Genomic DNA, 25,473 nt, shown 5'->3' on the forward strand with positions numbered 1-25,473 from the left:
GCTTCACCAAGGGTGTCCGCCGGCTCGTGCACGCGTTCCGCCGCACCGGCATCGCCCGGCCCGCGATGCCCGCGCTGCCAGTTCGGCGACGGCGCGTCGAAGGCCCGCACCACCGCCGGCCGCGGACGCAGCGGCCACTCCAGCCGGGCGCCGTCGGCCCCCACCGGCGCGGCCCACATCACCGCGAGGACCAGGAGAACCGCCAGCACACGCATCCCGCGAGTCCACCGCGCGGCTGCGGCGCCGGCCAGCCCCGATCGGGACGGCTGGGGATGGCTGGTCGCGGTGGTCAAACCACCCCTGGGCAGCGTGTAAACTCCCTAGCGCAGCTCGCTTGCGCGGGCTGACTTCGCGCGTCTGCACGAGCCCCCCGGGTTCGTCACCTGTTTGCCGGCGGTCCCGTTCTCGCGATCGGGTCCGGCATCGAAGCAGTCGCCAGGGTCCGGCTCACCCGATGCCGGACGACAACCGACAACTGAAGGTATCTGACAACCATGGCTGTTGTGACCATGAAGCAGCTGCTCGACAGCGGCACCCACTTCGGGCATCAGACCCGGCGCTGGAATCCCAAGATGAAGCGGTTCATCTTCACCGACCGCAATGGCATCTACATCATCGATCTGCAGCAGACGCTGACCTACATCGACAAGGCGTACGAGTTCGTCAAGGAGACCGTCGCGCACGGCGGCTCCATCATGTTCGTCGGCACCAAGAAGCAGGCGCAGGAATCCATCGCCGAGGAGGCGACCCGCGTCGGCATGCCGTACGTGAACCAGCGCTGGCTCGGCGGCATGCTCACCAACTTCTCCACCGTGCACAAGCGGCTGCAGCGCCTCAAGGAGCTCGAGGCGATGGAGCAGACCGGCGGGTTCGAGGGTCGCACCAAGAAGGAAATCCTGATGCTGACCCGCGAGAAGAACAAGCTCGAGCGATCGCTCGGCGGTATCCGCGACATGCAGAAGATTCCGTCGGCGATCTGGGTGGTCGACACCAACAAAGAGCACCTCGCGGTCGCCGAGGCCCGCAAGCTGAACATCCCGATCATCGCGATCCTCGACACCAACTGCGATCCGGACCTCGTCGACTACCCGATCCCGGGCAACGACGACGCCATCCGCTCGGCCGCGCTGCTGACCAAGGTGGTGGCCTCCGCGGTCGCCGAGGGCCTGCAGGCACGTGCCGGCGCCGGTTCCGGTGGCGACAAGTCCGATGCCGAGGCCGCGGAGCCGCTGGCCGAGTGGGAGCAGGAGCTGCTGGCCGGTGCCACGGCGTCGCCGACCGCGGCAGGTGCCGCGCCGGGAACGCCCGAGGCCGACATCCAGACCGAACCCACCCCCGCCCCGAATCCCTAGGACACATCAATGGCTAACTACACCGCTGCCGACGTCAAGCGCCTGCGGGAGCTGACCGGCGCCGGAATGATGGACAGCAAGAACGCGCTCGTCGACGCCGACGGCGACTTCGACAAGGCCGTGGAACTCCTGCGCATCAAGGGTGCCAAGGACGTCGGCAAGCGCGCCGAGCGCGCCACCGCCGAGGGCCTGGTGGCCGCCAAGGACGGCGCGCTGATCGAGCTCAACTCCGAGACCGACTTCGTCGCCAAGAACGCCGAGTTCCAGGCCGTCGCCGACCAGATCGTGGCCGCCGCGGCCGCGGCCAAGGCGACCGACGTCGACGCCCTCAAGGCCGCTCAGGCCGGCGACTCCACGGTCGAGCAGGTCATCGCCGACCTGTCGGCCAAGATCGGCGAGAAGCTCGAGCTGCGCCGCGTCGCCTACTTCGACGGCACGGTCGAGACCTACCTGCACAAGCGTGCCGCGGACCTCCCGCCGGCCGTGGGTGTGCTGGTGGAGTACACCGGTGACGACAAGTCGGCCGCGCATGCGGTCGCGCTGCAGATCGCCGCGCTGAAGGCCAAGTACCTCACCCGTGAGGACGTGCCCGAGGACATCGTCGCCAACGAGCGTCGCATCGCCGAGGAGACGGCCCGCAACGAAGGCAAGCCCGAGCAGGCGCTGCCCAAGATCGTCGAGGGCCGCGTCACCGGTTTCTACAAGGACGTCGTGCTGCTCGACCAGCCGTCGGTGTCCGACAACAAGAAGACCGTCAAGGCGCTGCTCGACGAGGCCGGCGTGACCGTGACCCGGTTCGTCCGGTTCGAGGTCGGTCAGGCCTGACCCCAGCTCCGCAACGCGGCCCCCGGAACCTCGGTTCCGGGGGCCGTCTGCGTAGCAGGTGGACAATCGCGGGGCGCGTCGGATGTTTTTGCCAGATCCGCGCGGCCGGTATCGACAATCGTTGATCGCGACAATAATTCCGTGTTCCGAGGTTCGCGGGACAGGGCGCTACAACGGACCGACGCTTTTGCCGGATCTCCGCCCGGGGACACGTAGCAAACTCTTGACCGGTCACTCAAATCGTTCCGTTGCGACGTCAGAGCGTCAAATGCCGACAGATGCGGCCGCGCAGAGTTAACCTTCTGTCGTGGAGGCAGCCGAGATAGCGACTGGTCAACAATGACCGGCATCGTCGACTCGCCGCGCCCGGCAAAGGCCTCGCTGTCGCCCGTGCACCGGGATCCGGTGCTGCCCCTCGAGCTGGTGCACGCGTCGCGCCGCAAAGGGCGCGGATCTCTTGTCCTCGCGGCGATCGACCTGTCGACGGCGTCGCTGGCGGTCGCGGTCGGGATGACGTGGGCGAATCTCAGTTCCAACACGTTGCCGCCGAGCAAGATGATGTGCTTTTTCGCGCCGACGGTGGTCGCTCTCTTCGCGATTCGCGGCCTCTACAAGCGCTCGCTGAACCGCTCCTTCCTCGACGAGCTGCCCAAGATCGAGGCGCTCACCTCCGTCGCGGCGATGTTGCTCCTCAGCGGGCTCATCCTGAACCCCGACCTCGACGGTCTCAACAGGGGCCCGGCCGTGGCCAAGGTGTGGATGTGCGCAGCGGTTCTGATCCCGCTCGGCCGCCTGGTGTGGTTCCTGATCCGCAACCATCAGTTCCGTCGCGACCGGCTGATCTCGCCGACCCTCATCGTCGGCAACGGCAGGATCGCGGCCAAAGTCGTGGAGCGGCTCGAGGTCACCCCGCAGTACGGGTTGCGGCCGGTCGGGCTGATCGACGACGACGTGCCCTCGATGGGCCTGGACCGCGACAAGCCGGCGAGCATCCCGTATCTGGGCAAGCTCGAAGGCCTCGAGGACGTCATCACCCAGACGGGCGCGCAGTGTCTCATCGTCGCGTTCTCCCGGACCCGCGACGACGCCATCACCGCCGCGGTGAAGGTCGCGCACAAACGCGGGATGGCGGTGTGGATCGTGCCGCGGATCTTCGACACGATCGGCGTGCACGCCCACATCGACCACATCGGCGGCCTGCCGCTGATCGCGGTCCCCAGCACCGATCCGCGCGGCTGGCAGTTCGCGGTCAAGCACATCTCCGACCGGCTGTTCGCAGCCCTCGGCCTGCTGGTGATCTCGCCGTTGTTCCTCACACTGATGCTGCTGGTCCGGCTGAGCTCGCCGGGGCCGATCTTCTTCGGCCAACCGCGGATCGGACGCGACGGCCGCGTCTTCCAGTGCCTGAAGTTCCGCTCGATGCGCCCGCCGAGCGATGCCGATGCGGCTTTCCAGCGCAGTGCCGACCGCGCGCCCGGCGGCGTCGAGGGGGAGGACCGCCGGACCCGGATCGGCAAGATCCTGCGGGCCACGTCGCTGGACGAACTTCCCCAGCTGGTCAACGTGATCCGCGGTGAGATGAGCCTGGTGGGTCCGCGGCCGGAGCGCCCGGAGTACGTCGACCTGTTCAACGTCCAGATCGCCCGCTACGGCGACCGGCACCGCGTGAAAGCGGGGATCACGGGCTGGGCCCAGGTGCACGGCCTGCGTGGCCAGACATCGATCGCCGACCGCGCGGAATGGGACAACTTCTATATCGAGAACTGGTCGCTGTGGCTGGACTGGAAGATCCTGGCCATGACCGTCGGCGCGGTGCTGCGCCGCGCTGAGTGAGGAGCCCCGGCCCGCGCCTGCCCCCCGGTACGCTTTGGTACCGTCGCGGCCATGGACCGTGTTGATGCTTTCGGCGACGACGCCCTCGGCGACCTGGATGCGGTGGGTGCCGTGGAGGCGCTGCGGGGCGGGTCGGTATCTCCCACCGAACTCGTCGACGCCGCCATCGCCCGCGCCGAGGCGGTGAACCCGGCACTCAACGGCCTGGCCTACGAGGCGTTCGACCGCGCGCGGGCCCGAGCCCGCCAGGCAACGCCCTACGGCGGCTTCTTTGACGGGGTGCCGTCGTTCATCAAGGACAACGTCGCGGTGGCCGGCATGCCGACCCGGGAGGGCGCCGACGCCTGGGAGGCGCGACCCGCCCCCGCTGACGGCGACTTCGCCCGCGCCTACCTGGCCACCGGACTGGTGCCGCTGGGCAAGACGCAACTCTCCGAGTTCGGCTTCAGCGCCTCGGCCGAACATCCCCGGCTGGGCCCGGTGCGCAACCCGTGGAACGTCGAGCACACGGCCGGTGCGTCGTCCTCCGGGTCGGGCGCGTTCGTCGCCGCCGGCGTCGTGCCGATCGCCCACGCCAACGACGGCGGCGGCTCGATCCGGATCCCCGCGGCGTGCAACGGCCTGGTCGGTCTCAAGCCCTCGCGCGGACGTCTGCCCCTGGACAAGAACGTGCGCCAGATGCCGCTGCGCATCGTGCACAACGGCGTCCTCACGCGCTCGGTACGCGACACCGCGGCGTTCTACCGGGAGATGGAACGCATCGTCGCGGGCCCGAAGCTGCCGCCGGTGGGCGACGTCACCGGTCCTGGCGCCGAACGCCTGCACGTCGCGGTGTGCACCCGGTCGATCGCGCGGGACTCGGCGCCGGAGATCGTCGAACTGACCCTCAAGACCGCCACGTTGCTCGAGGAACTCGGGCATCGGGTGAGCGTCATCGACAACCCGATCCCCGCGCGATTCATCGACGACTTCCTCCTCTACTGGTCGTTTCTGGCGTTCGCGTTGGTCCGCGGCGGGCAGCGCATGTTCGGGGAGACGTTCGACCGCAGCAGGCTGGACAATCTCACGCTCGGCCTCGAGCGGCACGCCGCCCGCAACCTGGTCCGCCTGCCGACCGCGCTCGCCCGGTTGGCGCGCACCCGCCGGATCACCTCCCGGCTGCACGGGACCTACGACGTCCTGCTCACGCCGACGCTCGCCGACGTCACGCCGCGGATCGGGCACCTCGATCCGACGGCCGACTACCAGCAGGTGATCGACCGGCTCATCGAATGGGTGGCGTTCACGCCGCTGCAGAACGTGACGGGGGAACCGGCAATCTCGTTGCCGCTGGCCCATTCTGCGTCGGGGATGCCGGTCGGCATGATGTTCTCGGCGCCGCTCGGCCACGACGCCCGGCTCCTCGCGCTGGCCTACGAGCTCGAGCAGGCGCGACCCTGGCGCACGATCTCGGACTGACCACCGACGAAATCCGTTGTGCGCCCGACACCGTGACGTAACGGGACCCGTGGTGAGTTAACACCGCCGACATTGCCGGTGGCTGCGGCCGTTACGTTGTGCTCGCAGCATCGCTTCTCGTGGAGACCAGTCAGGTCGGCGACGCGCCCACGGTGGTCCGATCACCGCAGATCGCCGTCGGCTCGCAGAACACGGTTCTGTGCCTCGTCCGGTTCGCCCTGGCCAACATCAGGCGGTGGCCCGAACGGTTCGTGCTGTCGGTGCTCGGCATCGCACTGGCGATCGCCTGCGTCACCGTGGTGCGCACCGTATCGGCGAGTTTCGCGATCACCGGCGAGAATTCGGTCACCGACGTGCTCGCCGGCGGGGCGCTGTGGGTGGTGCCCGCCGCGGGGGTGCACTACGACCCCGACGTCCAGGCGTTGGTCGCCGACGGTCCCGCACCCGACATCTCCGCCCCGCCGGGCTGGGGTGCGAGCCGCGTCCTGTCCGGGGTGACGCAGGTGAACGGCCAGTCGGTGTCGCTGCGCGGCAGCGACGCCGTCGCCGCGGGCGAGGCGTCGGTGGGCTCAGGACTGGGCGAGCGGCTCGGACTCGGTGCCGGTGACCGCGTCACCGTCGGTGGACAGAGCCTGCAGGTCACGGTCGACGGCACCGGCGAATCCCTGACCGTGCCGACAGAGGTGGCCGAAAACGTTGTGGGACAGAACGGTTGGTGGATCGTATCGGCGGCGGCCGGGTCGGCGCAGCGCCGCGATCTCGCGCAGATCTTCGGGGCCGCGGTCAGCCTGCCGTCCACCCCGGATCCAGCGGTACGACCCGACCCTGCCGGTGCCGGGCTCATCTACGACACCGTCGGAGGATCCGGCCCGCTGACCTTCGAGCAGAAGTTCTCGGCGCTGTTCTCGGGCAAGGTGACGGGATCGACGCTCGGTCTGATCTCCACCATCGGTCTCGCCCTCGGCTTCGTGATCGCGGTGTCGTCCTTCCTCGCGGCGGTCACCGAGCGGCGGCGCGAATTCGGCATCATGTCCAGCATCGGGCTGGCCGACGAGGTCCTGTACTTCTTCCTGGTCGAATCGGCGATCGTGTTCCTGGCCGCCTACGTCGTCGGCATCGCTGCCGCTGGAATCGCTGTGGCCCTGGTGATTCCGGGGATCGCGACCCCGACGGCGTGGCTGCAGGGTGTCGCGATGACCGCGATGTTCCTGCCCGCGATGGCGATCGTCGGCGCGCTGGTCCCGGTGCACCGGTTGCTGCAGCAGCGGCCCGTCGCCCTGCTGGGGGCCCGATGATCGGCAACGGCCTGTCCTACGGCTGGCTGGCGGCGCGGCGGCGGATCCGCGAGATGGTGCTGCCGGCCGTCACCACCGCCACCGGTGCGTATCTCGTCGTGCTGGTGTTCGGCATGTCCGACGGGATCCGCACCCAGTCCGCCGCGTTGGGCCACGCAGACGAGATCAGTCGCGCGGTGGTGCTGATCGCGGTGACCGTGCTCCTGGTCGGCGTCGCCGAAGTGGCGGTGGCGACCACCCGGACCGTGGCGCACCGCACCCGCGAGTTGGGGGTGCTGGGCGCCAACGGCATCCCCCGCGCGCCCGTCGTCGCCGCGCTGCTCGTCGAACCCGTGATCGCCGCGCTGGCAGGAGCTCTGATCGGGGCACTGCTCGCCGTGCTGACCGGTGTCGTGCTCGCCGCAGCCGGAGTCGTCGGTACCGGGGTGTCGACGGTGGGGCTGGCGGTCGGGGCCGGGGTGGCCGTCGCGGTCAGCATCGTGGCCGCGTTGGCCACCAGCGTCGTGCCCACCTGGAAGGCCGCCTCCCGTCCGCCCATCCGATCGCTGACCGAAGGAAGCTGACATGACCGCACCCGCCCCCGTGATCGAGATCTCGGACGTGTGGAGGCTGCACAAGCTCGGCGACGAGGTGGTCAAGGCGTTGATGGCCGCCCAATTGACGGTGATGCCCGGCGAATTCGTGTGCCTGATGGGGCCCAGTGGCAGCGGCAAGTCCACCCTGCTCAACATCATCGGCGGGCTCGACCGGCCGACCAAGGGCACCGTCCGGGTCGCCGGCAAGGACACCGCGGCGCTGACCGAGAGCCAGTTCGCGGCGCTGCGGCACGACACCGTGGGCTTCATCTTCCAGAGCTACAACCTGATCCCGTTCCTGTCGGCGGTCGAGAACGTCGAGCTACCACTGATGTTCGAGCCCTACGACCGTGCCGCGCTGCGCCGGCGGGCCATCGAGCTCCTCGAACTGGTCGGCCTCGGCCACCGCATCGATCACCAACCCACCAAGATGTCGGGCGGCGAGCAGCAGCGCACCGCGATCGCGCGGTCGCTCATCAGCAACCCGACGCTGGTATTGGCCGACGAACCGACGGCCAATCTGGATCACCGCACGGGGGAGACGGTGGTGCGGATGTTGCGTGACCTGTGCTCGACCATGGGCGTCACCGTGGTCGCCAGCACCCACGACCCCACGGTGGCCGACGAAGCGAGCCGTGTCGTCCGGATGAAAGACGGACAGATCGTCAACTGACACAACAGATGTGGGAGAAGGCATGACACAGACAGAGCCCGCGCCGCCTGCCGGTCGCGACACGCTCATGACCACCGAGCTCGTCCCCGAGCAGATCCTGCCCAAGGTGATGACCACCTTCGGTCTGACCGCGGCATACGTCTTCATCATCTGCTGGGTCACCGGTTCATCGGTGATGGCGGCCGGTGGCTGGACGGCGATCCCGATGTGGGTACTGGGCATCCTGACGTTCCTGATCCCTGCCGGCATGGCCGTCGTCGAGCTCGGCAACCTGTGGCCGGGGCAGGGCGGGGTGTACATCTGGGCCACCCGCACGATGGGGGAGACGTGGGGCTTCATCGGCGGCTACCTGTCCTGGGTGCCGGTGATCCTCAACGCCGCGTCCTCGCCCGCGGTGGTGCTGCAGTTCCTGCTGCTGGCCTTCCACGCCGAGCTCGGCTTGACCACGAGCATCATCCTGCAGCTGGTGATCCTGTGGACCGTGATCGGTCTCGCGTTGGCGAAACTGGCTGCGAGCCAGCGCATCATGAACATCGTCTTCGTCGTGTACGGCCTGCTGACGCTGACGATCTTCATCTCCGGTCTCCTGTTCGCGGTCAAGAACGGGTCGGCCACCCCGTTCAGCTGGGCCGAGGCCACCATCCCCAACTTCGCCGTCGCCGGCTTCCTCTACGGCACGGTGCTGCTGTACCTTCTCGGCGTCGAGACGCCCTACAACATGGGCGCGGAGTTCCTCTCGGTACGCAAGAGCGGTCCGAAGATGATCCTGTGGGGGTCGGCCGCGCTCGTCGCGATCTACCTGCTGACCACGCTCGGCACGATGATGGCGTTGCCCACCGACCAGATCGACCCCGTCACCGGTGTGATCGGCATGCTCGACGTCGCGGGCTTCCCCGGGTTGATGGAGGTGTGCGCGATCGTGCTGGCGTTCATCATCATCGTCGCGTTGATGACCTATCAGGTGGCCTACTCCCGGCTGATCTTCGTCTCGGGTCTCGAGCGGCACCTGCCGCGCCTGTTCACCCACCTGAACCCGCGCACCCGCAACCCGGTGACCGCCATCCTGATCCAGGGCGTCATCTCGTCGCTGATCCTGGTCGGCCTCTACTCGCAGAGCAGCATGGCCAACGTCACGATCTACCTGCAGGGCGGGCTGTCGACGGTGTGGCTGCTGTCCGGGTTCTTCTTCCTGTTCCCGGTGATCATCGCCCGCCGCAAGTACGCCGACCGCTACGCCAACGAACAGTTCTGGCGCATCCCGGGCGGGATGACCGGCGTGTGGATCACCGTCGCCGTCGGCACTCTCGGCACCATCGGCGGCGTGTACTACTCGTTCGTCACGCCGTGGATCGACGTGCCCACCGCCACGTGGATGACGTGGGTAGGCGGCATCAGCCTCGGCATGTTCGCGCTCGGCCTGACCGTCTACATCTTCGGGCGCCGCTCGGCGCACAAGGTCTCACAGGAGGACGCGCTGGCCCACCTGGCCGTCTTCGATCTCACCGGCAGCGACGACAAGGAAGCAGAGGGAATCGACAAGTGACGATGGAGGACACCCGCACGCCCGGTGCGGAATCGGCCGGCATGTCCGGCCAGTATCCCCTCGACCCGCTCACCGGGGCCGAGATCGAAGCCGCCGCGGCCGTGATCATGGCGAGCGAATTCGCCACCCCCACTTTGAAGTTCGTGATGATCTATCTGGCCGAGCCGGCGAAGACGGCCTCGCTCACGTTCGCCGGGGCGGATGTCGCGCGGTGTGCGTTCGCGACGATGTACGACGCCGCGGCCAAGATGATCTACGAGGCCGTCGTGGACCTCGGGGCGCGCGTGATCGAGTCGTGGACGCCCATTCCAGGCCGCTTCCCCTCCTACCTCGTCGAGCACATGACGGGCGTGGAGGAGAAGGTCCGGGAGGATCCGCGGTGGCAGGAGGCGATGCGCAAACGGGGGGTCACCGATTTCAGCCTGGCGATGATCGACCCGTGGCCGGCCGGCTACTACGGCGGTCAGGACCACTACGACAACTCCCCGCTGATCTGCCGGCCGCTGACGTTCATGCGGGCGGCGCCGTCGGAGCACGGGTACGCCCGTCCCGTCGAAGGCCTGATCGTCACCTTCGACCTCGATGCCATGGTGGTGATCGATGTCGAGGACCATGGCGTGGTTCCGCTGCCGCCGACCGCGGGCAACTACTCCGAAGAGTTCATGTTCGACCCGAACAACCGGCCGGCGTTCACCGAGTTCCGTCCCGATGTCAAGCCGATCGAGATCACCCAGCCCGACGGGCCCAGCTTCACCGTCGACGGGTGGAACGTGACGTGGCAGAAGTGGTCTCTGCGCATCGGGTTCAATCCGCGTGAAGGTGTCACGTTGCATGAGGTGACCTACACCGACCGCGGGCAGACCCGTCCGATCCTGTACCGGGGCTCGCTGTCGGAGATGGTGGTGCCCTACGGCGACACGTCGCCCACGCACTGGAACAAGAACGTCTTCGACATGGGTGAGGTGGGCATGGGTTTCTCGGCCAACCCGCTGACCCTGGGGTGTGACTGTCTGGGCGAGATCCACTACTTCGACGGCACGGTGAACGACTCCAGTGGCAACGCGGTGACCATCCCGAACGCGATCTGCATGCACGAGGAGGACTACGGGATCTCCTGGAAGCACACCGACTTCCGCACCGAGGAAGTGGAGGTCCGGCGATCGCGCCGGCTGGTCATCTCGATGATCTGCACCGTCGGCAACTACGAGTACGGGTTCTTCTGGTACTTCTACAACGACGCCTCGATCGAGGTGGAGGTGAAGCTGTCGGGGGTATTGACGACCGGGGCGGTTCTCGACGGGGAGTCGCCACGCTGGGGCAAGTTGGTGGCGCCGGGCATCTACGGCCCGAACCATCAGCACTTCTTCAACTTCCGGCTCGACATGAGCGTCGACGGGCCGAACAACAGCGTGTACGAAGTGGATTCGGTCCCCGAACCGGATCCGGCGCTCAACCCGCACCGCAACGCGTGGATCGTGCAGGACACGCTGGTGGGGTCCGAAGCCGAGGGAGCGCGGGACTGGAACTGGTCGACCGGCCGGTACTGGAAGGTGGCCAACCCGTCGAAGGTGAACGAACTGGGTAGCCCGGTGGCCTACAAGCTGGTGCCCAAGGACATCGTGCCGGTGATGGTGCAGGAGGGTTCCCACATCTACGACCGCGCCCGGTTCGTGCAGCACAACCTCTGGGTGACCCGGTACGACCCGAAGGAGATGTTCGCCGCCGGCGACTACATGTATCAGTCGGCCGACATGCAGGGTCTGCCGGAGTTCATCGCCGACGACGCCCCGCTGGAGGACACCGACGTCGTGCTCTGGTACACGCTGGGTGCACATCATGTCGTGCGTCCGGAGGACTGGCCGGTGATGCCGTGCGCCTACACCGGCTTCCACCTCAAGCCGATCGGCTTCTTCGACGGCAACCCGGCGCTGGACCTCCCTCCGTCACCGCCGAAGGCCTGCCACGCGAACCATGCCGGGCTGCCGGTCGCGGAACGCGCGATGGAGTCCTGAGAGCGTCCGGCGCCACCGGGCCGACCTTTCACCCACTCACAGTTTCAGCGACATTTATTTGCATTGCTAAATACACGTGTCAGCGCATCTTTCTCCCGCCAGAATGACTCTTGACTTTCCTGGGTTCAGATGAGGAGAGTAGGCGTCATCAGCTAAAAAGCCTGTTTCTCGTGCTGCTGGAACTGTGAGGTGCCACCATGGGGGCAATCCGCTCGCCAAACCGCCCAGAATGAAGAAAAGTTTGCCGTTGATATCGATGGCGAACTTAGGTGAGGGAATCCTGGCACTGCTAAAGGGGGAATGAGAATGGTGTACGCAACAGACACTCGGCGGACAGCCATATCCGTCGCGGTCATCGACTCGAACGTGATCGCCCACGCCGGCGTCAAGCCTCTTGTGGCCAAGTCGGGAAACCGAATACGGATCGGCGAGTGCTACGGCAGTCCCGACCACTTCTTCGCCGCACACCCGGAGCGCGCGGGCACCGTCGACGTCGTGTTGTTCGACGTGGACGTCGACCGGCAGGGGCCGGACTTCGCGTCGCTGGCCAAGATCACCGGCAGCGGTCATCGGGTCGTGGTGTACACCGAGTTGGCCAACGACGAAGTCATCCTCACGAGCCTCGACCTCGGGGCGGCCAGTTACGTGATCAAGTCCGAGGCCTGTCAGTACCTGATCGAGGCGCTCAACTCCGCGCATCGACAACTTCCCTATGTCGCGCCGCGGATGGGTCGGGCGCTGCTCAACCACAAGCGGCTGGGCCGGCCGGGACTGAGTCAGCGCGAGCGTGAGGTCCTCGTCGCCTGGTTCAGGAACGGCAGCATCGAAGGCGTCGCCGAAGCGCTGCGCATCGAGCCGTCGACGGTGCGGACCCACCTGCAGCGAGTGCGCGCCAAGTACGCGTCGGTGGGGAGGGCGGCGCCGACGAAGGCCGCCCTGATCGCCCGCGCGCTCCAGGACGGCCTGCTGCGGGTCGGCGACCTGTAACCGTTGAGGGGGGCCCGATGAGGATCATGGTGACGGGAGGCGCCGGGTACATCGGGGCGCACGTGGTGCTGGCGTTGCGGCGCGATGGGCATGACGTGGCAGTGATCGACGACCTGTCGACGGGGGCACCGGACCGGTTGACCGATGACACCCCGTTGTTCGTCTGTTCGGTGCTCGACACCGAGCAGGTGGCCGAGAACCTGCGCGCGCACGGATGCGAACTCGTCGTTCACGTCGCGGCGAAGAAGGCCGTCGAGCAATCCGTTGCCGAACCGCTGATGTACTACCGGGAGAACGTCATCGGCATGCACAGCGTGCTGACCGCGATGGTGCAGGCGGGCGTCGGCAAGATCCTGTTCTCGTCCAGTGCTGCCGTCTACGGGGCACCGACGGGCGACCTGGTGGGCGAGCAGGCGGTCACGGCGCCGGCATCGCCGTACGGCTGGACCAAGCTGATGTGCGAGCAGATGATCCGGGATGTGGCCGCCGCGACCGCGCTCGACTGGGTCGCGCTGCGGTACTTCAACGTGGCCGGCGCTGCCGATCCCGATCTGGCTGACCGGGGAGAGAACAATCTGATCCCGAGGGTGTTCCGGGCGATCTGTTCCGGCGTGCCACCGCAGATCTTCGGCGATGAGTATCCGACCCGCGACGGCACGTGCATCCGTGACTACATCCACGTCGCCGATGTCGCCGACGCGCACGCCGCGGCGGTTCGCGGGATGAGTGCCGGTGCTCCGTCGGCGATCTACAACATCGGCACCGGATCGGGGACGAGTGTGCTCGAGGTGATGCACACCGCGCGGCGCATCACCGGACTGGACTTCGACTGGGACGTGCGGCCGCCTCGCGCCGGCGATTCCCCGGCGGTGATCGCGGACGCCGCGAAGATACGGGCCGGACTGGGTTGGCAATCCCGATACGACCTCGACGACATCATCGGCAGCGCGTGGCAGTCCTGGTCGAACAGGAGTGAGATGCCGATTGCCCGCTGACCGGCCGCGCCGGAGTTCAGCCGAGTTCGGACAGGATGCGGCGCAGCTCGCGCTGATCCTTATCGGAGAGGTCACCGAGCACCCGCTGTTCGGCGGCGCGGATCCCGTCGTTGGTGCGGGCGAGCAGGGCCCGGCCCTCGCGGGTCAGTTCGGCCGGTAGGGACCGGCCCGACGGGACGGTCGCCGGCCGAGATACCAGGCCACGTTCCTGCAGGCCGCGTACCACGATGTTCATCGCCTGCGGCGACACCATCACGTCGCGGGCGAGTTCGGCGTTGGACTGCCCCGGCCGGCGTGACAGCAGACGCAGGCAGATGTACTGGGGGAAGGTCAGATCGAGCGGCTCGAGCACCGCGGCGGTCACGTCGGCGCGCAGGGCCGAGGAGAGCCGGTGCAGCAGGTAGCCCAGCGGCGCGTCGTCGCGGTCACTCATGTCAAGCATCTTGACGCATATCAATCTGGTTGATACCAAGGTGTGTATGACGAATCCGACCGGTGAGATGTTCGATGCCGCGTACCGCGGTGAGACGCAGGAGATGGGGGCGGGCAGTCGCCCACCGTGGAGCATCGACGAACCCCAGCCCGAGATCCGTGCGCTGATCGACGCGGGAGCGTTCCACGGGGAGGTGCTCGACGCCGGCTGCGGGGAGGCCGCGACCTCGATGTACCTCGCCGAACGCGGCTTCACCACGGTGGGTCTCGACCAGTCGCCGACGGCCATCGCACTCGCTCGCGAGGAGGCGGCCCGCCGCGGCCTGACCAACGCGTCGTTCGACGTCGCCGACATCAGTTCGTTCACCGGCTATGACGGCCGCTTCGGCACGATCGTCGATTCCACGCTGTTCCACTCCATGCCGGTGGAACTGCGCGAGGGCTACCAGCGCTCGATCGCGCGTGCGGCGGCGCCCGGCGCGTCCTATTACGTACTGGTCTTCGACCGGACCGCGATGCCCGCGGACGGACCGGTCAACGCGGTCACCGCCGACGAACTGCGCGACGTGGTCGCCAAGCACTGGATCGTAGACGAGATCCGGCCCGCACGCATCCATGCCAACGTGCCGCCGCACTTCGCGGAGCACTTCGAGGCGTTCGCCGGCGCCGACATCCGCCACGAGGACACGGGCCGCACGTCGATGGCCGCCTGGCTGCTGAGCGCGCACCGGGAGTGACGCGCGCCGACCCCAGACGTGGTTCGCGCCTGCGATGAGGCAGGATTAGGGCAGCCGTCCGCGGCACTCGCGGGGACGGCGAATCTATGCGAGACCCCGAAGGAGTCGGATGGCGGAAGGCACCAGCAGCAACGGGGAGAGCGCGTCGTCGATCCGGCCCGCATACACCCGCGTGCTGCTCAAACTCGGCGGGGAGATGTTCGGTGGGGGCCAGGTGGGTCTGGACCCCGACGTCGTCGCCCTGGTGGCACGCCAGATCGCCGAGGTGGTGCGCAGCGGCGTCCAGGTGGCCGTCGTCATCGGCGGCGGCAACTTCTTCCGCGGCGCCCAACTGCAGCAGCGCGGTATGGAGCGCACCCGCTCGGATTACATGGGCATGCTCGGCACGGTCATGAACAGCCTTGCGCTGCAAGACTTCCTGGAGAAGGAAGGTATTCAGACGCGCGTCCAGACCGCCATCACGATGGGTCAGGTCGCCGAGCCGTACATCCCGTTGCGCGCCCAGCGGCATCTGGAGAAGGGGCGCGTCGTCATCTTCGGCGCCGGCATGGGTCTGCCGTATTTCTCCACCGACACCACCGCTGCTCAGCGCGCGCTGGAGATCGGGGCGGAGGTGGTGTTGATGGCCAAGGCCGTCGACGGTGTCTTCACCGCCGACCCGCGCCTCGAGCCTGACGCCGAACTGCTCACCGCGATCAGTCACCGCGAGGTCATCGACCGCGGCCTCAAGGTGGCGGATGCGACCGCGTTCAGCCTCTGCATGGACAACGGAATGCCGATCCTGGTGTTCAACCTGCTCACGGATGGCAATATCGCCCGTGCCGTGGCAGGTGAGAAGATCGGCACACTGGTCACCACCTGAGGGGAACCGCGGGGGAGCCGGCGACAGTGACGGGAGAGGGCATGCGAGCGAAGCGACGGGAGAAGACCTAGGTGATCGACGAGACGCTCTTCGATGCCGAGGAGAAGATGGAGAAGGCCGTGTCGGTGGCACGGGACGACCTGGCGTCGATTCGCACCGGGCGCGCCAACCCCGGCATGTTCAACCGCATCCACGTCGACTACTACGGTGCCGCCACCCCCATCACCCAGCTGTCCAGCATCAACGTCCCCGAGGCGCGGATGGTGGTGATCAAGCCCTACGAGGCCAACCAGCTGCGCAACATCGAGGACGCGATCCGCAATTCGGACCTGGGGGTCAACCCGACCAACGACGGCAACGTCATCCGGGTGTCGATTCCTCAGCTGACCGAGGAACGGCGGCGCGACCTGGTCAAGCAGGCCAAGTCCAAGGGTGAGGACGCGAAGGTGTCGGTGCGCAACATCCGCCGCAAGGCGATGGAGGAGCTGACCCGCATCAAGAAGGACGGCGAAGCTGGCGAGGATGAGGTCACCCGGGCCGAGAAGGATCTCGACAAGACCACCGCGCAGTACACGACGCAGATCGATGACCTGGTCAAGCACAAGGAAGGCGAACTGCTGGAGGTCTGAGGATGACCGACCAGCAATCGACTCCCGTGCCAGACAAACCGGTCGGTGAACCGCCGACGGAGAAGAAATCGCGCGCCGGCCGCAACCTGCCCGCCGCCATCGGCGTCGGCGTGGTGCTCGGCGCCATGGCGATCGGCATCCTGCTGTTCGCGCCGATTTGGTGGCTCCCGCTGCTGGCGGCGGCCATGGCCATCGCCACCCACGAGGTGATCCGGCGGCTCGGCGAGCACGGCTATGCGCTGCCCACCATCCCGCTGCTGGTCGGCGGCCAGGCGATGATCTGGCTGACCTGGCCGTTCGGGACGGCGGGTCTGCTCGGCGCCTACGGCGGCACCGTCGTGGTCTGCATGGTGTGGCGGCTGCTCGGTCAGGGGCTGACCCGCCAGCCGGTGAACTATCTGCGCGACATCGCCGCGACCGTCCTGCTGGCGACCTGGGTCCCGATGTTCGGGGCGTTCACCGCGCTGCTCATCTTCGCTGACCACGGCGGCGTGCGGGTCTTCACGGTGATCGCGACGGTCGTCTTCGCCGATATCGGGGGGTATGTCGCCGGGGTGCTGTTCGGCAAGCACCTGATGGCGCCCGCCATCAGCCCCAAGAAATCATGGGAGGGCCTGGGCGGATCGCTGGTCTTCGGTGTCACCGCCGCCGTGCTCTCGGTCACGTTCCTGCTCGACAAGCCGGGGTGGGTCGGCGTCCCGCTCGGCCTGATGCTGGTGATCACCGGCGTGTGCGGTGACCTGGTGGAATCGCAGGTCAAGCGCGATCTGGGCATCAAAGACATGGGCACGCTGCTGCCGGGCCACGGCGGTCTGATGGACCGCATCGACGCCATGCTGCCCTCGGCCGTCGCCGGATGGATCGTGCTCACCCTGCTGGCCTGAGATACTGGCGGTACTCATGCCTGAATCCTCCGGGGCCAAGCCTGCCGTGCCCCTCGTCTTCGATGCCCCGCGCCGCGCGATGCCGCCGCGGCACTTCGCCGATCTCGACGACGCCGGCCGCGCCGCTGCCGTCGCCGAACTCGGCCTGCCCGCGTTTCGCGGTAAGCAGCTGGCCAACCAGTACTTTGGGCGGCTGATCGCCGATCCCACGCAGATGACCGACCTGCCCGCCGCGGTGCGCGAGCAGGTGGGTCAGGTGTTGTTCCCGACGCTGTTCGGGGCTGCCCGCGAGATCGAGTGCGACGCCGGCGAGACCCGCAAGGTGTTGTGGCGCGCGGTGGACCAGACGACGTTCGAGTCGGTGCTGATGCGCTACCCGGACCGCAACACGGTGTGCATCTCCTCGCAGGCCGGCTGCGGGATGGCCTGCCCGTTCTGCGCGACGGGTCAGGCCGGGTTGACGCGCAACCTGTCGACCGCCGAGATCCTGGAGCAGGTCCGCTCCGCGGCGGCCGAACTGCGCGATCGCGACGGGTCGCGGCTGTCGAACATCGTGTTCATGGGCATGGGGGAGCCACTGGCCAACTACAACCGCGTGGTGGCCGCGGTGCGGCGGATCACCGCGGCGCCGCCGGCGGGCTTCGGCATCTCCGCCCGGTCGGTGACGGTGTCGACGGTGGGGTTGGCGCCGGCGATCCGCAGGCTCGCCGACGAGAAGCTCAACGTCACCCTCGCGCTGTCGCTCCACGCGCCCGACGACGAACTGCGCGACACGCTCGTCCCGGTGAACAACCGGTGGAAGGTCAGCGAGGCCCTCGACGCGGCGCGGTATTACGCCGACGCGACCGGCCGGCGTGTGTCGATCGAGTACGCGCTCATCCGTGACGTCAACGACCAGCCGTGGCGGGCCGACCTGCTCGGCAAGAAGCTGCACGGCGCGCTCGGGCCGCTGGCGCACGTCAACGTCATCCCGCTGAACCCGACACCGGGCAGCGAGTGGGACGCCAGTCCCAAACCGGCCGAGCGGGAGTTCGTCCGCCGGGTGCGCGAGCGCGGCGTGTCCTGCACCGTGCGCGACACCCGCGGGCGCGAAATCGCCGCCGCCTGTGGGCAATTGGCCGCGCAGGGCTGAGCCACCTGTCGCCGTCAGCTGTTCCTGATGCCCACGCAGTGGCGTAGCTGGGCGAGGAACTGGTCGGCGTCGTCGCTGCGCACGATGTAGTGCGACACGGCCACGCGCACCGCGGTCGCGGCCTTGACCGCGCCGTTGGGGCCGGGCAGCAACTTCTCGAGCTGGTCGCGCATCGCCGGGATGATGTGGGCCAGCCGGCCGATCACCACCTCGGGTTCGATGTCGACCAGCCGCACCCCGGAGTAGGACTGCTGGTAGTCGACGATGAACCGCATCGCGGCGTCCACCCGGTCGTTGCCCCGCAGCCCGGCGGTGGCCTTGGCGATCCCCGTCTCGAACATGTCGCGCTCGTAGATGCCGAAGGCGGTCAACAACTCCTGCTTGTCGGCGAACCAGCGGTACAGCGTCGGGCGGGACACCCCGGCCTGAAGCGCGACCTCCGACAGGCTCAGTTTGGTCTGTCCGCTGCGGCCGAGCACCTCTGCGGTCGCCACCAGGATCCGGTGCCGCGTCGAGGTGTCCTCGCCGTCGGAGCGGTCGCGTGCGGGGTGGTTCACGGGCTCGTCTTTCGCTCGGTTCGCCGTCGATCCTAAGCGGTCGGTCACAGGGATCTCCTCAGCGCAGCGACGGTGTCGAGATCCTCGAGCGCGGCCAGCGCGTGCTCGAGGCCGCGCATCGCGACGTCCTCGGCCTGCATCCCGCCCAGGCCGGCGGTGGTGAGCGCCGCGACGTAGGGGTAGAGCGCACCCTGGCGGTAGCGCTCCCACAGGTCGTCGCGATCCAGGTCGGGCCCGCCCCCGGCCGCCAGTGCCCGGCGGTAGAGGTCGAGCAGATCGCGCTCGGCGTTGCGCCGGTCCTCGGGGGCCATGCCGGTCACCAGGGTGTAGGCCAGTTTTCGGCGGGGCAGCGGGCGCCACCGGCCCGCCACCGCGTCGGTGCCGATCCGGCGCGCACCCCGGCCCAGGTGTACGAGTACGTCCCCGACGGACACGCAGGCCTCCTAGGCTTGGACCCGGTAGTCACAACAGGCTTACAAGTTAAGCGTGATTTGTAAAGCGAGGATCATGGCGGGTCCGCTGGAGGGCATCAGGGTCGTCGAACTGGGCGTGTGGGTGGCCGGGCCGGCGGCGGGCGGGATCCTCGCCGACTGGGGTGCCGACGTCGTGAAGATCGAGCCGCCGACGGGCGACCCCGCGCGCAGCTTCGGCCGGATGATGGGCATCGAGGAGTCGAGTCCCCCGTTCGAGATGGACAACCGCGGTAAGCGCAGCGTCATGCTGGACGTCACCACCGACGACGGTCGGGCCGCCGCCTTCGCCCTGCTCGAGGACGCCGACGTGTTCCTGACCAACGTCCGGCCGGCCGCCCTGCGCCGGATCGGATTGGCCTTCGAGAATGTCGCACAACGCAATTCGCGGCTGATCTACGGGCTGATCACCGGATACGGCGAGAGCGGACCGGACGCCGACCGTGCGGCCTACGACGTCGCGGCGTTCTGGGCGCGCGCCGGTCTGGCGCACCTGTTGACCCGGCCCGGTGACACGCCGCCCTTCCAGCGCGGCGGGATGGGTGACCACACGGCGGGGATGACGCTCGCGGGGGCGGTGTGCGCGGCCCTGGTTGCGCGCAACCGAACGGGCACAGGGCAACTCGTCACCACGTCGCTGTACCGGCAGGGTGCCTACACCGTGAGCTTCGACCTCACCACGTTCCTGCTCACCGGGCATACGATCGCCATCGGGCAACGCGAGACGATGGGCAACCCCTGCATGAACAACTACGCCGCCGGTGACGGACGCCGGTTCTGGATCGTCGGACTGCAGGCCGGACGGCACTGGCCCCCGCTGTGCCGTGCGGTCGGACGGCCCGAGTGGCTGACCGACGAGCGCTACGTGAGCGCACAGGACCGCGCGGCGCACGCACCCGAGCTGATCGCCGCGCTCGACGAGATCTTCGCGACCCGCTCGCTCGACGAGTGGGCGGACGCCTTCGCGGCGGAGCCCGAACTGTTCTGGTCGCCGATCAACACGCTCGAGGACGTGGTCGCCGACGATCAGTTCCACGCCGCCGGCGGCATCGTCTACGTCCCCGACGCGCATGACCCCGGGGCGTCGGTCCCGATGGTGGCCAGCCCGGCGGACTTTCACGGCACACCACTCGAGATCCGTTGCAGCGCACCGCGGCTGGGCGAACACACCGAGGAGGTGCTGGCCGGGCTGCGCTCGTCATGACGGCGTGCGCCGCCGGACCAGCACCGACTGCTGGATCGCGCCGACCGGCCCCAGCTCGTCGAACAGGGTGCCGATCGTCGTGCCGATGCCGTCGGGACCGTAGCTGGTCTCGGCGCGGATACCGGTCCACTCGCCCTGCGGGACACGATGCACGTGCACCGCGAGATCGGAGTTGAGGAACGTCCAGCGATGGATGTCGAGCTTCGTGCCGATGCCGTTGGCATTGTCGGCGACGGCGAACAGACGCTCGAGCGGTGTCATCGCCTCACCGTCGACGAGGCCGGCTTCCGGCCGGATCCACGATTCGCCGGGTTGCTCGCCGCGGGGCGTGGTGAGCCAGCGCCAGTCGACGCTGTGCAGATAGTTGCGGTCCCAGTCCTTGCGCATGTCCCGGCTGACCGCCTCGCTGCGCGGCCGCAGCGGCGGTGCCGAGGCGCCGGCCACCTCGACGGTGTCCTGGGTCTGGAAGCGCCATCCGCTCGCGCGGGCCACCGGCCGCGGCGCACCGTCCGGGCCTGGGGCCGACATCTCGGCGCTGAGCAGCTCGATCTGCCTGCCGGCGCGATCCCGTCGCGCCCGCACCCACAGGTCGCCGTCGGCGGGCACCGGCCCCAGCAGGTCGATCAGCACCCGGCTCAGCCGGGTGTCGTCACGCCGCTCGCAGCGCTGCAGGCCGCGCACCAGCAGCGCCGACACCGGCCCACCGTGCTGGATGGTCGCCGTCCAGGTGCCGCGGACGAAATCGCTCGCGCGGAAACGCTCGCCCCGTTCGTCGCTGTCGAGCAGCTCGAAGTACGAGTCCGCCATCAGACCGTGATCGCGTCGAGGCGCGAATCCGAGGTTCCGCGCAGGGTTTCCGGATATGCGCTCACCGACGACAGCAGGAACAAGGTCTGCCCGTCGGGGCCGCCCAGCGCGCAGGCGATGGCCGCCCGGTCACCGAGGGTGATCCGCTCGGTCACGATGTATCCGTTCGTGCCGAGCGGCTCGATCCGCGCGAACTCGTGTGCCAGAGTCAGCGCCACCCACACCCCGCCCTCGGCGTCGAGGCAGATACCGTCCGGTGGTCCTTCCAGGCCCTCGGCGAACACCCTTCGCTCGCGCAGCGTTCCGTCTTCGGCGACGGTGAAGGCGGTCAGCCGGCGTCCGGTGGATTCGGCGACGATCAGCGTCGTCCCGTCCTCGGTCAGCGCGATTCCGTTGGGGAACTCGAGGACGTCGGCGACCACGGTGGCACGCTCATCCGCCGGCGCGTCCGGGTCGATCCGCACGAGCACCCCGCCGTTGCGTGCCTGGGAGCCGACGTACGCGCAGCCGTGCCGGTCGATCGCCATGTCGCCGAGGTCGGCGGGCACCAGCGCCGACAGGTCGGCGACGACCGTGACCGTCTCCCCGTCGTAACCGAGGATCTGCCGGCGCGTGGCGGACACGATCAGCAGGGTTCCGTCGGGGCGGAAGCCGAGTCCGGACGGTGCGTGCCCCGGCAGCGGCAGCGTGCTCTGTTCACCGCCGAGCGTCACGGTGTGCACCGCTTCGCCGAGCATGTCGGAGAACCACACCAGCCCCTCGAACCAGCGTGGGCCCTCGCCGAAGCAGAAGCCGTTGGCCAACGGGGTCAGCGACATTCGGCGGCAGCTTCCGCTGCTTTACAAAACACTCGATAAGTGTCACGCTCGCTGAGTGCAGCTGTCAACTACCTGCAGCCCCCGGGTGCTGACGTGACCATGAAGAAATACCACAGCCACACGCTGCTCTACCTGCACGAGACCATCGATCTGGGCGCGGCGGGAAGCGACGAGTTCGTCGCGCAGTTCAGCGGCCTCTACCACCCGATAATGACCGACCTCGGCGCGCGACTGTTCGCGATGTGGGAGACGACCCCCTACAACGGGCACTGGCCGCAGGCGACGCTGATCTGGGAGCTCGACGCGTTCGCCGACTACGCACGCATCGGGCGGGCCCAGGCGCGCGGCGGAAGCCATGAGGCTGCGGCCGCGGCGTGGGCGGGTTTTCTGCGCGACGTCGGCGCCCGCGGCGAAGGCCGCATCATGTACGCCGGTCGCAGCAACAGGACGCTGGCCCAGCTGACCGAGGCGAAGGTGACGGCCGGCCTGGTGATCCAGGAGATCATGCAGACCAAACCCGGCCGGCAGGACGATTACATCCGGGAACTGGAACGCCTCTATGTGCCGTGGTCAGAGGCCACCGGCAAGCGCTGGCTCGGCTCGTTCATCACCACGTTCCGGTTCAACGAGGTCATCCACTACTGGGCCCTCGACGGCGACTGGGCCTGCTTCGAGAACCACTACCCGTCGTGGAAGGACAGCCCGCCCGCCGAGATCGTCACGTGGATGAGCGTCGCCCCCGCACTACGTGACGGCTGGGAGGACTCCATCCTGGCCGCCCTGCCACCGTCGCCGCTGCGATGAGCTTTCGCTACGACCCGTTCGACCCCGCGGTGATGACCGACCCGCTGCCGTACTACCGGGTGCTGCGCGAGCAGTACCCGGTGTACTACCTCGAGCAGTGGGACACCTACGCGTTGTCGCGGTTCGCCGACATCTGGAAGGTGTTGGAGGTCAACGACGGAACGTTCGTCGCCTCAGAGGGCACGTTGCCCTCGGCGGCGGTGCTCGGCGCCCACAACGACGGGCCGGTACCCGACCCGCCGCTGCATCCGTTGCCGTTCCACGCCCATTTCGACGCGCCCCTCTACGACGAGGTGCGCCGCGCCACCGCCACTCCCTTTCGGCCCAGGAAGATCGCCGCGCTCGCCACGCGGATCCGCGAGCTGGCCAACGAGCGGCTCGATGTCCTGTTGCCGCGCGGGCACTTCGATCTCACCGCCGAGTACGCCGGCAACGTCGCCGCTTCGGTGGTGTGCGAACTGGTCGGCCTGCCCACCGATCTCGCCGGGGAGGTCCTGGCGACCGTCAACGCCGGCAGCCTGGCCGAGCCCGGCTCCGGTGTCGAGGTTGCCCACGCCCGGCCCGGGTATCTGGATCACCTGATCCCGGTGGTGGCGCGTCGGCGCGCGGGCGAGGGGGATGAGGTGCCCATCGCCGACAACCTGCTGGCCTACCGGTTGCCGGACGGGACCGCCCTGACCGACAGTGAAGCGGCCGTCCAGATGCTCGGAGTCTTCATCGGCGGCACCGAGACGGTGCCCAAGATCGTGGCGCACGGGCTGTGGGAATTGAGCTCCCGGCCCGACCAGCTGGCCGCGGTGACGGAGGACCTCGCGGCCACCGTGCCGATCGCGCGGGAGGAGATGATCCGCTACTGCGCGCCCGCGCAGTGGTTCGCGCGCACGCTGCGCCGGCCGTTCACCCTGCACGACACCACGATCCGGCCCGGGCAGCGGATCATCTCGCTGATCGCCTCGGCCAACCGGGACGAACGGGAGTACGCCGCACCCGATGACTTCGTGTGGAACAGGCCCATCGAGCGGCTGCTGGCCTTCGGCCGCGGGCAGCACTTCTGCCTCGGCTCCCATCTGGCGCGCCTCGAGATCACCATCATGGTGACCGAATGGCTCAGGCGCGTGCCCGAATTCCACGTCGATGCCGACCGGGCGTCGCGACCACCGTCGAGCTTCCAGTGGGGCTGGAACCGCGTCCCGGTCGAGGTCGGCTGACATGTGGTGCTACCGCCTGACCGCGCCCTACCGCTTCGAGAGAACCGAACGGCCGCAACCATCGCCGGAATCGCTGGCCGAGGGTCAGGTGCTGCTGCGCTTTCTCGCCGGCGGCATCTGCGGCAGCGACCTGCCCGCGTTCCGGGGGGCGCAGGGCAGGCTGGCGGGCGATACCGGCGCGCATGCCGCCGAGATGGACGGGTTCCCGGTTCACGAGGTCGCCGGCGAGGTCCTCGCGAGCAGACACGCCGCGCACCGGCCCGGTGACCGGGTGGTTGGGTGGGCCTCGGGTTTCGACGGGCTGATGGAGCAGGTCGTCGCCGACGGCGAGGGGTTGGTCTCCTACGATCCGGCGCTGCGGCCCGAGCACGCGGTGGCGCTGCAACCGCTGGCCTGCGTGCTCTACGCCGTCGAGCAGCTTCCCGACGTGACGGGTCGCCGGGTGGCGGTGCTGGGCCAGGGCTCCATCGGCCTGCTGTTCTCCTACGTCGCGAAAACCGCAGGGGCAGCGCACGTCACCGGCGTCGACCCGCTGGATCGCGACGACGTCGGGCCGTCGTTCGGGGTCGACAGCGTCGTCCGGGCCACCAGCGACCGGTGGGTGCGGCATCTGCGCCCGGAGGCCAAGCCGGACATCGTGATCGAGGCGGTCGGGCATCAGGTGGCGACGCTGTCACACGCCCTGGAGGCGGCGGCGTCCGGGGGGACGGTGTTCTACTTCGGTGTCCCCGACGACGACGCCTATCCGATCAGCATGCGCACCATGCTCCGGAACAACCTGACCCTCAAGGCCGGAGTGACCCTGGAGCGCCGCCGTGTCCTGCGCCGCGCCGACTCCTTCGCCCGCCAGCATCCCGGCCTGCTGGACCGCTATCTGACCCACACCTTCGGAATCGGCGACGTGCAGGAGGCTTTCGAGGTGGCGAGCAGACCCGTGCCCGGGCGCATCAAGATCGCGATCGTGGCGTGACGGCGAGCAGACTGCACGACGCGCTGGCCACCAAGACACAGGTGTGGGGCGGTTGGATCACCGGGCCCACCGCGCTGGGCCCCGAGGCGTTCGGCGGCGCCGGATACGACTATGTGGGTTTCGACGTCCAGCACGGTTATCTCAGCGACGTCGACGTCGCGGTGATGCTGCGTCGCCTGCAGCACACGGCTGTCGCGACGGTGGTGCGCCTGCCCGGCGTCGACGCCGCCCCCATCGGTCGGGTGCTCGACGCGGGCGCCGACGGTGTGGTGATCGCGATGGTCGAGACGGCCGAGCAGGCCGGGCAGGCGGTGGTGTCGGGCAGTTGATATCGCGTCACCGCGCACTCCTTTGTGTCGGGGTCGTCCCACCACCATAGGCACGCGCGTCAACGGGGACGGCAGCGTGACC

General features: G+C 68.5%; 24 protein-coding genes and 3 pseudogenes. 21 read left to right on the plus strand and 6 right to left on the minus strand.

Annotation, left to right across the window (positions count from 1 at the left end; translation table 11 throughout):
* Positions 1 to 215: pseudogene (locus tag MCHUDSM44219_RS01355) on the minus strand (M23 family peptidase); the annotation flags it as partial.
* A 279-nt stretch (positions 216 to 494) separates the two neighbouring features.
* Between MCHUDSM44219_RS01355 and rpsB the strand changes: the two are divergent.
* From rpsB to galE, 11 genes are all read left to right on the plus strand, one after another.
* Positions 495 to 1,352 carry a 30S ribosomal protein S2 gene (rpsB, locus tag MCHUDSM44219_RS01360; RefSeq protein WP_043407647.1) on the plus strand — a complete coding sequence of 286 codons (858 nt, stop codon included), beginning with the start codon at positions 495 to 497 and terminating at the stop codon, positions 1,350 to 1,352.
* A 9-nt stretch (positions 1,353 to 1,361) separates the two neighbouring features.
* Entirely contained in the window at positions 1,362 to 2,177 is an 816-nt protein-coding gene (tsf, locus tag MCHUDSM44219_RS01365; protein WP_048416433.1) for a translation elongation factor Ts, read from the plus strand.
* Positions 2,178 to 2,516: 339 nt separating this feature from the next.
* The gene (locus MCHUDSM44219_RS01370) at positions 2,517 to 4,010 is read left to right on the plus strand and encodes a sugar transferase (RefSeq protein WP_082161975.1); all 1,494 of its coding nucleotides are present in this window, start codon (positions 2,517 to 2,519) and stop codon (positions 4,008 to 4,010) included.
* Between the two features lie 51 nt (positions 4,011 to 4,061).
* Positions 4,062 to 5,468 carry an amidase gene (locus tag MCHUDSM44219_RS01375; RefSeq protein ID WP_048416434.1) on the plus strand — a complete coding sequence of 469 codons (1,407 nt, stop codon included), beginning with the start codon at positions 4,062 to 4,064 and terminating at the stop codon, positions 5,466 to 5,468.
* A 119-nt stretch (positions 5,469 to 5,587) separates the two neighbouring features.
* A complete protein-coding gene (locus MCHUDSM44219_RS01380) occupies positions 5,588 to 6,763 on the plus strand; it encodes an FtsX-like permease family protein (protein ID WP_048416435.1) in 1,176 nt (391 codons plus the stop codon).
* A complete protein-coding gene (locus MCHUDSM44219_RS01385) occupies positions 6,760 to 7,326 on the plus strand; it encodes an FtsX-like permease family protein (RefSeq protein ID WP_048416436.1) in 567 nt (188 codons plus the stop codon). Before MCHUDSM44219_RS01380 ends, MCHUDSM44219_RS01385 begins: the two co-directional genes overlap by 4 nt.
* A gap of 1 nt (position 7,327) precedes the next feature.
* Complete coding sequence (locus tag MCHUDSM44219_RS01390) at positions 7,328 to 8,011, plus strand: ABC transporter ATP-binding protein (RefSeq protein ID WP_048416437.1); 684 nt, start codon at positions 7,328 to 7,330, stop codon at positions 8,009 to 8,011.
* A gap of 22 nt (positions 8,012 to 8,033) precedes the next feature.
* Positions 8,034 to 9,554, plus strand: coding sequence for an APC family permease (locus MCHUDSM44219_RS01395; protein WP_048416438.1), 1,521 nt, complete (start codon positions 8,034 to 8,036; stop codon positions 9,552 to 9,554).
* 2 nt (positions 9,555 to 9,556) lie between these two features.
* Positions 9,557 to 11,566 carry a primary-amine oxidase gene (locus MCHUDSM44219_RS01400; RefSeq protein ID WP_109777527.1) on the plus strand — a complete coding sequence of 670 codons (2,010 nt, stop codon included), beginning with the start codon at positions 9,557 to 9,559 and terminating at the stop codon, positions 11,564 to 11,566.
* A gap of 366 nt (positions 11,567 to 11,932) precedes the next feature.
* Complete coding sequence (locus tag MCHUDSM44219_RS01405) at positions 11,933 to 12,553, plus strand: DNA-binding response regulator (protein ID WP_236695313.1); 621 nt, start codon at positions 11,933 to 11,935, stop codon at positions 12,551 to 12,553.
* Between the two features lie 17 nt (positions 12,554 to 12,570).
* Entirely contained in the window at positions 12,571 to 13,548 is a 978-nt protein-coding gene (galE, locus tag MCHUDSM44219_RS01410) for a UDP-glucose 4-epimerase GalE (protein ID WP_048416441.1), read from the plus strand.
* Positions 13,549 to 13,564: 16 nt separating this feature from the next.
* Here the strand turns inward: galE and MCHUDSM44219_RS01415 are convergent, their stop codons facing one another.
* Positions 13,565 to 13,990 (minus strand): MarR family winged helix-turn-helix transcriptional regulator, encoded by a 426-nt coding sequence (locus MCHUDSM44219_RS01415; RefSeq protein WP_082161976.1) that lies wholly within the window; start codon positions 13,988 to 13,990, stop codon positions 13,565 to 13,567.
* 37 nt (positions 13,991 to 14,027) lie between these two features.
* Here MCHUDSM44219_RS01415 and MCHUDSM44219_RS01420 point away from each other — a divergent pair, with 37 nt between their 5' ends.
* The 5 genes from MCHUDSM44219_RS01420 (at position 14,028) to rlmN (ending at position 18,224) form a co-directional block, all read left to right on the plus strand.
* Positions 14,028 to 14,717 (plus strand): class I SAM-dependent methyltransferase, encoded by a 690-nt coding sequence (locus MCHUDSM44219_RS01420; protein WP_048416443.1) that lies wholly within the window; start codon positions 14,028 to 14,030, stop codon positions 14,715 to 14,717.
* A 109-nt stretch (positions 14,718 to 14,826) separates the two neighbouring features.
* Entirely contained in the window at positions 14,827 to 15,579 is a 753-nt protein-coding gene (pyrH, locus tag MCHUDSM44219_RS01425) for a UMP kinase (protein WP_048416444.1), read from the plus strand.
* A gap of 71 nt (positions 15,580 to 15,650) precedes the next feature.
* Positions 15,651 to 16,208, plus strand: coding sequence for a ribosome recycling factor (gene frr, locus MCHUDSM44219_RS01430; protein ID WP_048416445.1), 558 nt, complete (start codon positions 15,651 to 15,653; stop codon positions 16,206 to 16,208).
* 2 nt (positions 16,209 to 16,210) lie between these two features.
* Positions 16,211 to 17,092 (plus strand): phosphatidate cytidylyltransferase, encoded by an 882-nt coding sequence (locus tag MCHUDSM44219_RS01435; RefSeq protein ID WP_048416446.1) that lies wholly within the window; start codon positions 16,211 to 16,213, stop codon positions 17,090 to 17,092.
* 16 nt (positions 17,093 to 17,108) lie between these two features.
* Positions 17,109 to 18,224: a dual-specificity RNA methyltransferase RlmN gene (gene rlmN, locus MCHUDSM44219_RS01440; RefSeq protein WP_048416447.1), complete on the plus strand. Its 1,116-nt coding sequence runs from the start codon at positions 17,109 to 17,111 to the stop codon at positions 18,222 to 18,224.
* 14 nt (positions 18,225 to 18,238) lie between these two features.
* Here the strand turns inward: rlmN and MCHUDSM44219_RS01445 are convergent, their stop codons facing one another.
* The gene (locus tag MCHUDSM44219_RS01445) at positions 18,239 to 18,781 is read right to left on the minus strand and encodes a TetR/AcrR family transcriptional regulator (RefSeq protein ID WP_048416448.1); all 543 of its coding nucleotides are present in this window, start codon (positions 18,779 to 18,781) and stop codon (positions 18,239 to 18,241) included.
* A gap of 44 nt (positions 18,782 to 18,825) precedes the next feature.
* Positions 18,826 to 19,128, minus strand: a pseudogene (locus MCHUDSM44219_RS01450) (phosphotransferase); the annotation flags it as partial.
* A gap of 160 nt (positions 19,129 to 19,288) precedes the next feature.
* Here MCHUDSM44219_RS01450 and MCHUDSM44219_RS01455 point away from each other — a divergent pair.
* Positions 19,289 to 20,455, plus strand: a complete 1,167-nt coding sequence (locus tag MCHUDSM44219_RS01455) for a CaiB/BaiF CoA transferase family protein (RefSeq protein ID WP_048416450.1) — start codon at positions 19,289 to 19,291, stop codon at positions 20,453 to 20,455.
* Here the strand turns inward: MCHUDSM44219_RS01455 and MCHUDSM44219_RS01460 are convergent.
* On the minus strand, positions 20,450 to 21,262 hold the full coding sequence (locus MCHUDSM44219_RS01460; RefSeq protein ID WP_048416451.1) for a thioesterase family protein: 813 nt from the start codon (positions 21,260 to 21,262) through the stop codon (positions 20,450 to 20,452). The two genes, MCHUDSM44219_RS01455 and MCHUDSM44219_RS01460, sit on opposite strands and share 6 nt — an antisense overlap.
* Positions 21,262 to 22,080, minus strand: a complete 819-nt coding sequence (locus MCHUDSM44219_RS01465; protein ID WP_048416452.1) for an SMP-30/gluconolactonase/LRE family protein — start codon at positions 22,078 to 22,080, stop codon at positions 21,262 to 21,264. Before MCHUDSM44219_RS01465 ends, MCHUDSM44219_RS01460 begins: the two co-directional genes overlap by 1 nt.
* A 99-nt stretch (positions 22,081 to 22,179) precedes the next feature.
* On the opposite strand from MCHUDSM44219_RS01465, the gene MCHUDSM44219_RS01470 reads away from it, so the two are divergent.
* From MCHUDSM44219_RS01470 to MCHUDSM44219_RS01485, 4 genes and pseudogenes are all read left to right on the plus strand, one after another.
* Entirely contained in the window at positions 22,180 to 22,884 is a 705-nt protein-coding gene (locus tag MCHUDSM44219_RS01470; protein ID WP_048416456.1) for a hypothetical protein, read from the plus strand.
* On the plus strand, positions 22,881 to 24,092 hold the full coding sequence (locus MCHUDSM44219_RS01475; protein WP_048416453.1) for a cytochrome P450: 1,212 nt from the start codon (positions 22,881 to 22,883) through the stop codon (positions 24,090 to 24,092). The genes MCHUDSM44219_RS01470 and MCHUDSM44219_RS01475 overlap by 4 nt, the downstream gene beginning before the upstream one ends.
* A 1-nt stretch (position 24,093) precedes the next feature.
* Positions 24,094 to 25,062, plus strand: a complete 969-nt coding sequence (locus tag MCHUDSM44219_RS01480; protein ID WP_048416454.1) for a zinc-binding dehydrogenase — start codon at positions 24,094 to 24,096, stop codon at positions 25,060 to 25,062.
* Positions 25,059 to 25,382: pseudogene (locus MCHUDSM44219_RS01485) on the plus strand (aldolase/citrate lyase family protein); the annotation flags it as partial. The gene MCHUDSM44219_RS01480 and the pseudogene MCHUDSM44219_RS01485, both read left to right, overlap by 4 nt.
* Between the last annotated feature and the right edge of the window lie 91 nt (positions 25,383 to 25,473).

Source organism: Mycolicibacterium chubuense, assembly GCF_001044255.1.
Classification (GTDB): domain Bacteria; phylum Actinomycetota; class Actinomycetes; order Mycobacteriales; family Mycobacteriaceae; genus Mycobacterium; species Mycobacterium chubuense.

Excerpts from the sequence above, each read along its gene's own strand:
- rpsB (WP_043407647.1), top strand. The coding sequence starts at position 495 with ATGGCTGTTGTGACCATGAAGCAGCTGCTCGACAGCGGCACCCACTTC.
- tsf (WP_048416433.1), top strand. The coding sequence starts at position 1,362 with ATGGCTAACTACACCGCTGCCGACGTCAAGCGCCTGCGGGAGCTGACC.
- MCHUDSM44219_RS01370 (WP_082161975.1), top strand. The coding sequence starts at position 2,517 with ATGACCGGCATCGTCGACTCGCCGCGCCCGGCAAAGGCCTCGCTGTCG.
- MCHUDSM44219_RS01375 (WP_048416434.1), top strand. The coding sequence starts at position 4,062 with ATGGACCGTGTTGATGCTTTCGGCGACGACGCCCTCGGCGACCTGGAT.
- MCHUDSM44219_RS01385 (WP_048416436.1), top strand. The coding sequence starts at position 6,760 with ATGATCGGCAACGGCCTGTCCTACGGCTGGCTGGCGGCGCGGCGGCGG.
- MCHUDSM44219_RS01390 (WP_048416437.1), top strand. The coding sequence starts at position 7,328 with ATGACCGCACCCGCCCCCGTGATCGAGATCTCGGACGTGTGGAGGCTG.
- MCHUDSM44219_RS01395 (WP_048416438.1), top strand. The coding sequence starts at position 8,034 with ATGACACAGACAGAGCCCGCGCCGCCTGCCGGTCGCGACACGCTCATG.
- MCHUDSM44219_RS01400 (WP_109777527.1), top strand. The coding sequence starts at position 9,557 with ATGGAGGACACCCGCACGCCCGGTGCGGAATCGGCCGGCATGTCCGGC.
- galE (WP_048416441.1), top strand. The coding sequence starts at position 12,571 with ATGAGGATCATGGTGACGGGAGGCGCCGGGTACATCGGGGCGCACGTG.
- MCHUDSM44219_RS01415 (WP_082161976.1), bottom strand. The coding sequence starts at position 13,990 with ATGCTTGACATGAGTGACCGCGACGACGCGCCGCTGGGCTACCTGCTG.
- MCHUDSM44219_RS01420 (WP_048416443.1), top strand. The coding sequence starts at position 14,028 with ATGACGAATCCGACCGGTGAGATGTTCGATGCCGCGTACCGCGGTGAG.
- pyrH (WP_048416444.1), top strand. The coding sequence starts at position 14,827 with ATGGCGGAAGGCACCAGCAGCAACGGGGAGAGCGCGTCGTCGATCCGG.
- MCHUDSM44219_RS01435 (WP_048416446.1), top strand. The coding sequence starts at position 16,211 with ATGACCGACCAGCAATCGACTCCCGTGCCAGACAAACCGGTCGGTGAA.
- rlmN (WP_048416447.1), top strand. The coding sequence starts at position 17,109 with ATGCCTGAATCCTCCGGGGCCAAGCCTGCCGTGCCCCTCGTCTTCGAT.
- MCHUDSM44219_RS01455 (WP_048416450.1), top strand. The coding sequence starts at position 19,289 with ATGGCGGGTCCGCTGGAGGGCATCAGGGTCGTCGAACTGGGCGTGTGG.
- MCHUDSM44219_RS01460 (WP_048416451.1), bottom strand. The coding sequence starts at position 21,262 with ATGGCGGACTCGTACTTCGAGCTGCTCGACAGCGACGAACGGGGCGAG.
- MCHUDSM44219_RS01465 (WP_048416452.1), bottom strand. The coding sequence starts at position 22,080 with ATGTCGCTGACCCCGTTGGCCAACGGCTTCTGCTTCGGCGAGGGCCCA.
- MCHUDSM44219_RS01470 (WP_048416456.1), top strand. The coding sequence starts at position 22,180 with ATGAAGAAATACCACAGCCACACGCTGCTCTACCTGCACGAGACCATC.
- MCHUDSM44219_RS01475 (WP_048416453.1), top strand. The coding sequence starts at position 22,881 with ATGAGCTTTCGCTACGACCCGTTCGACCCCGCGGTGATGACCGACCCG.
- MCHUDSM44219_RS01480 (WP_048416454.1), top strand. The coding sequence starts at position 24,094 with ATGTGGTGCTACCGCCTGACCGCGCCCTACCGCTTCGAGAGAACCGAA.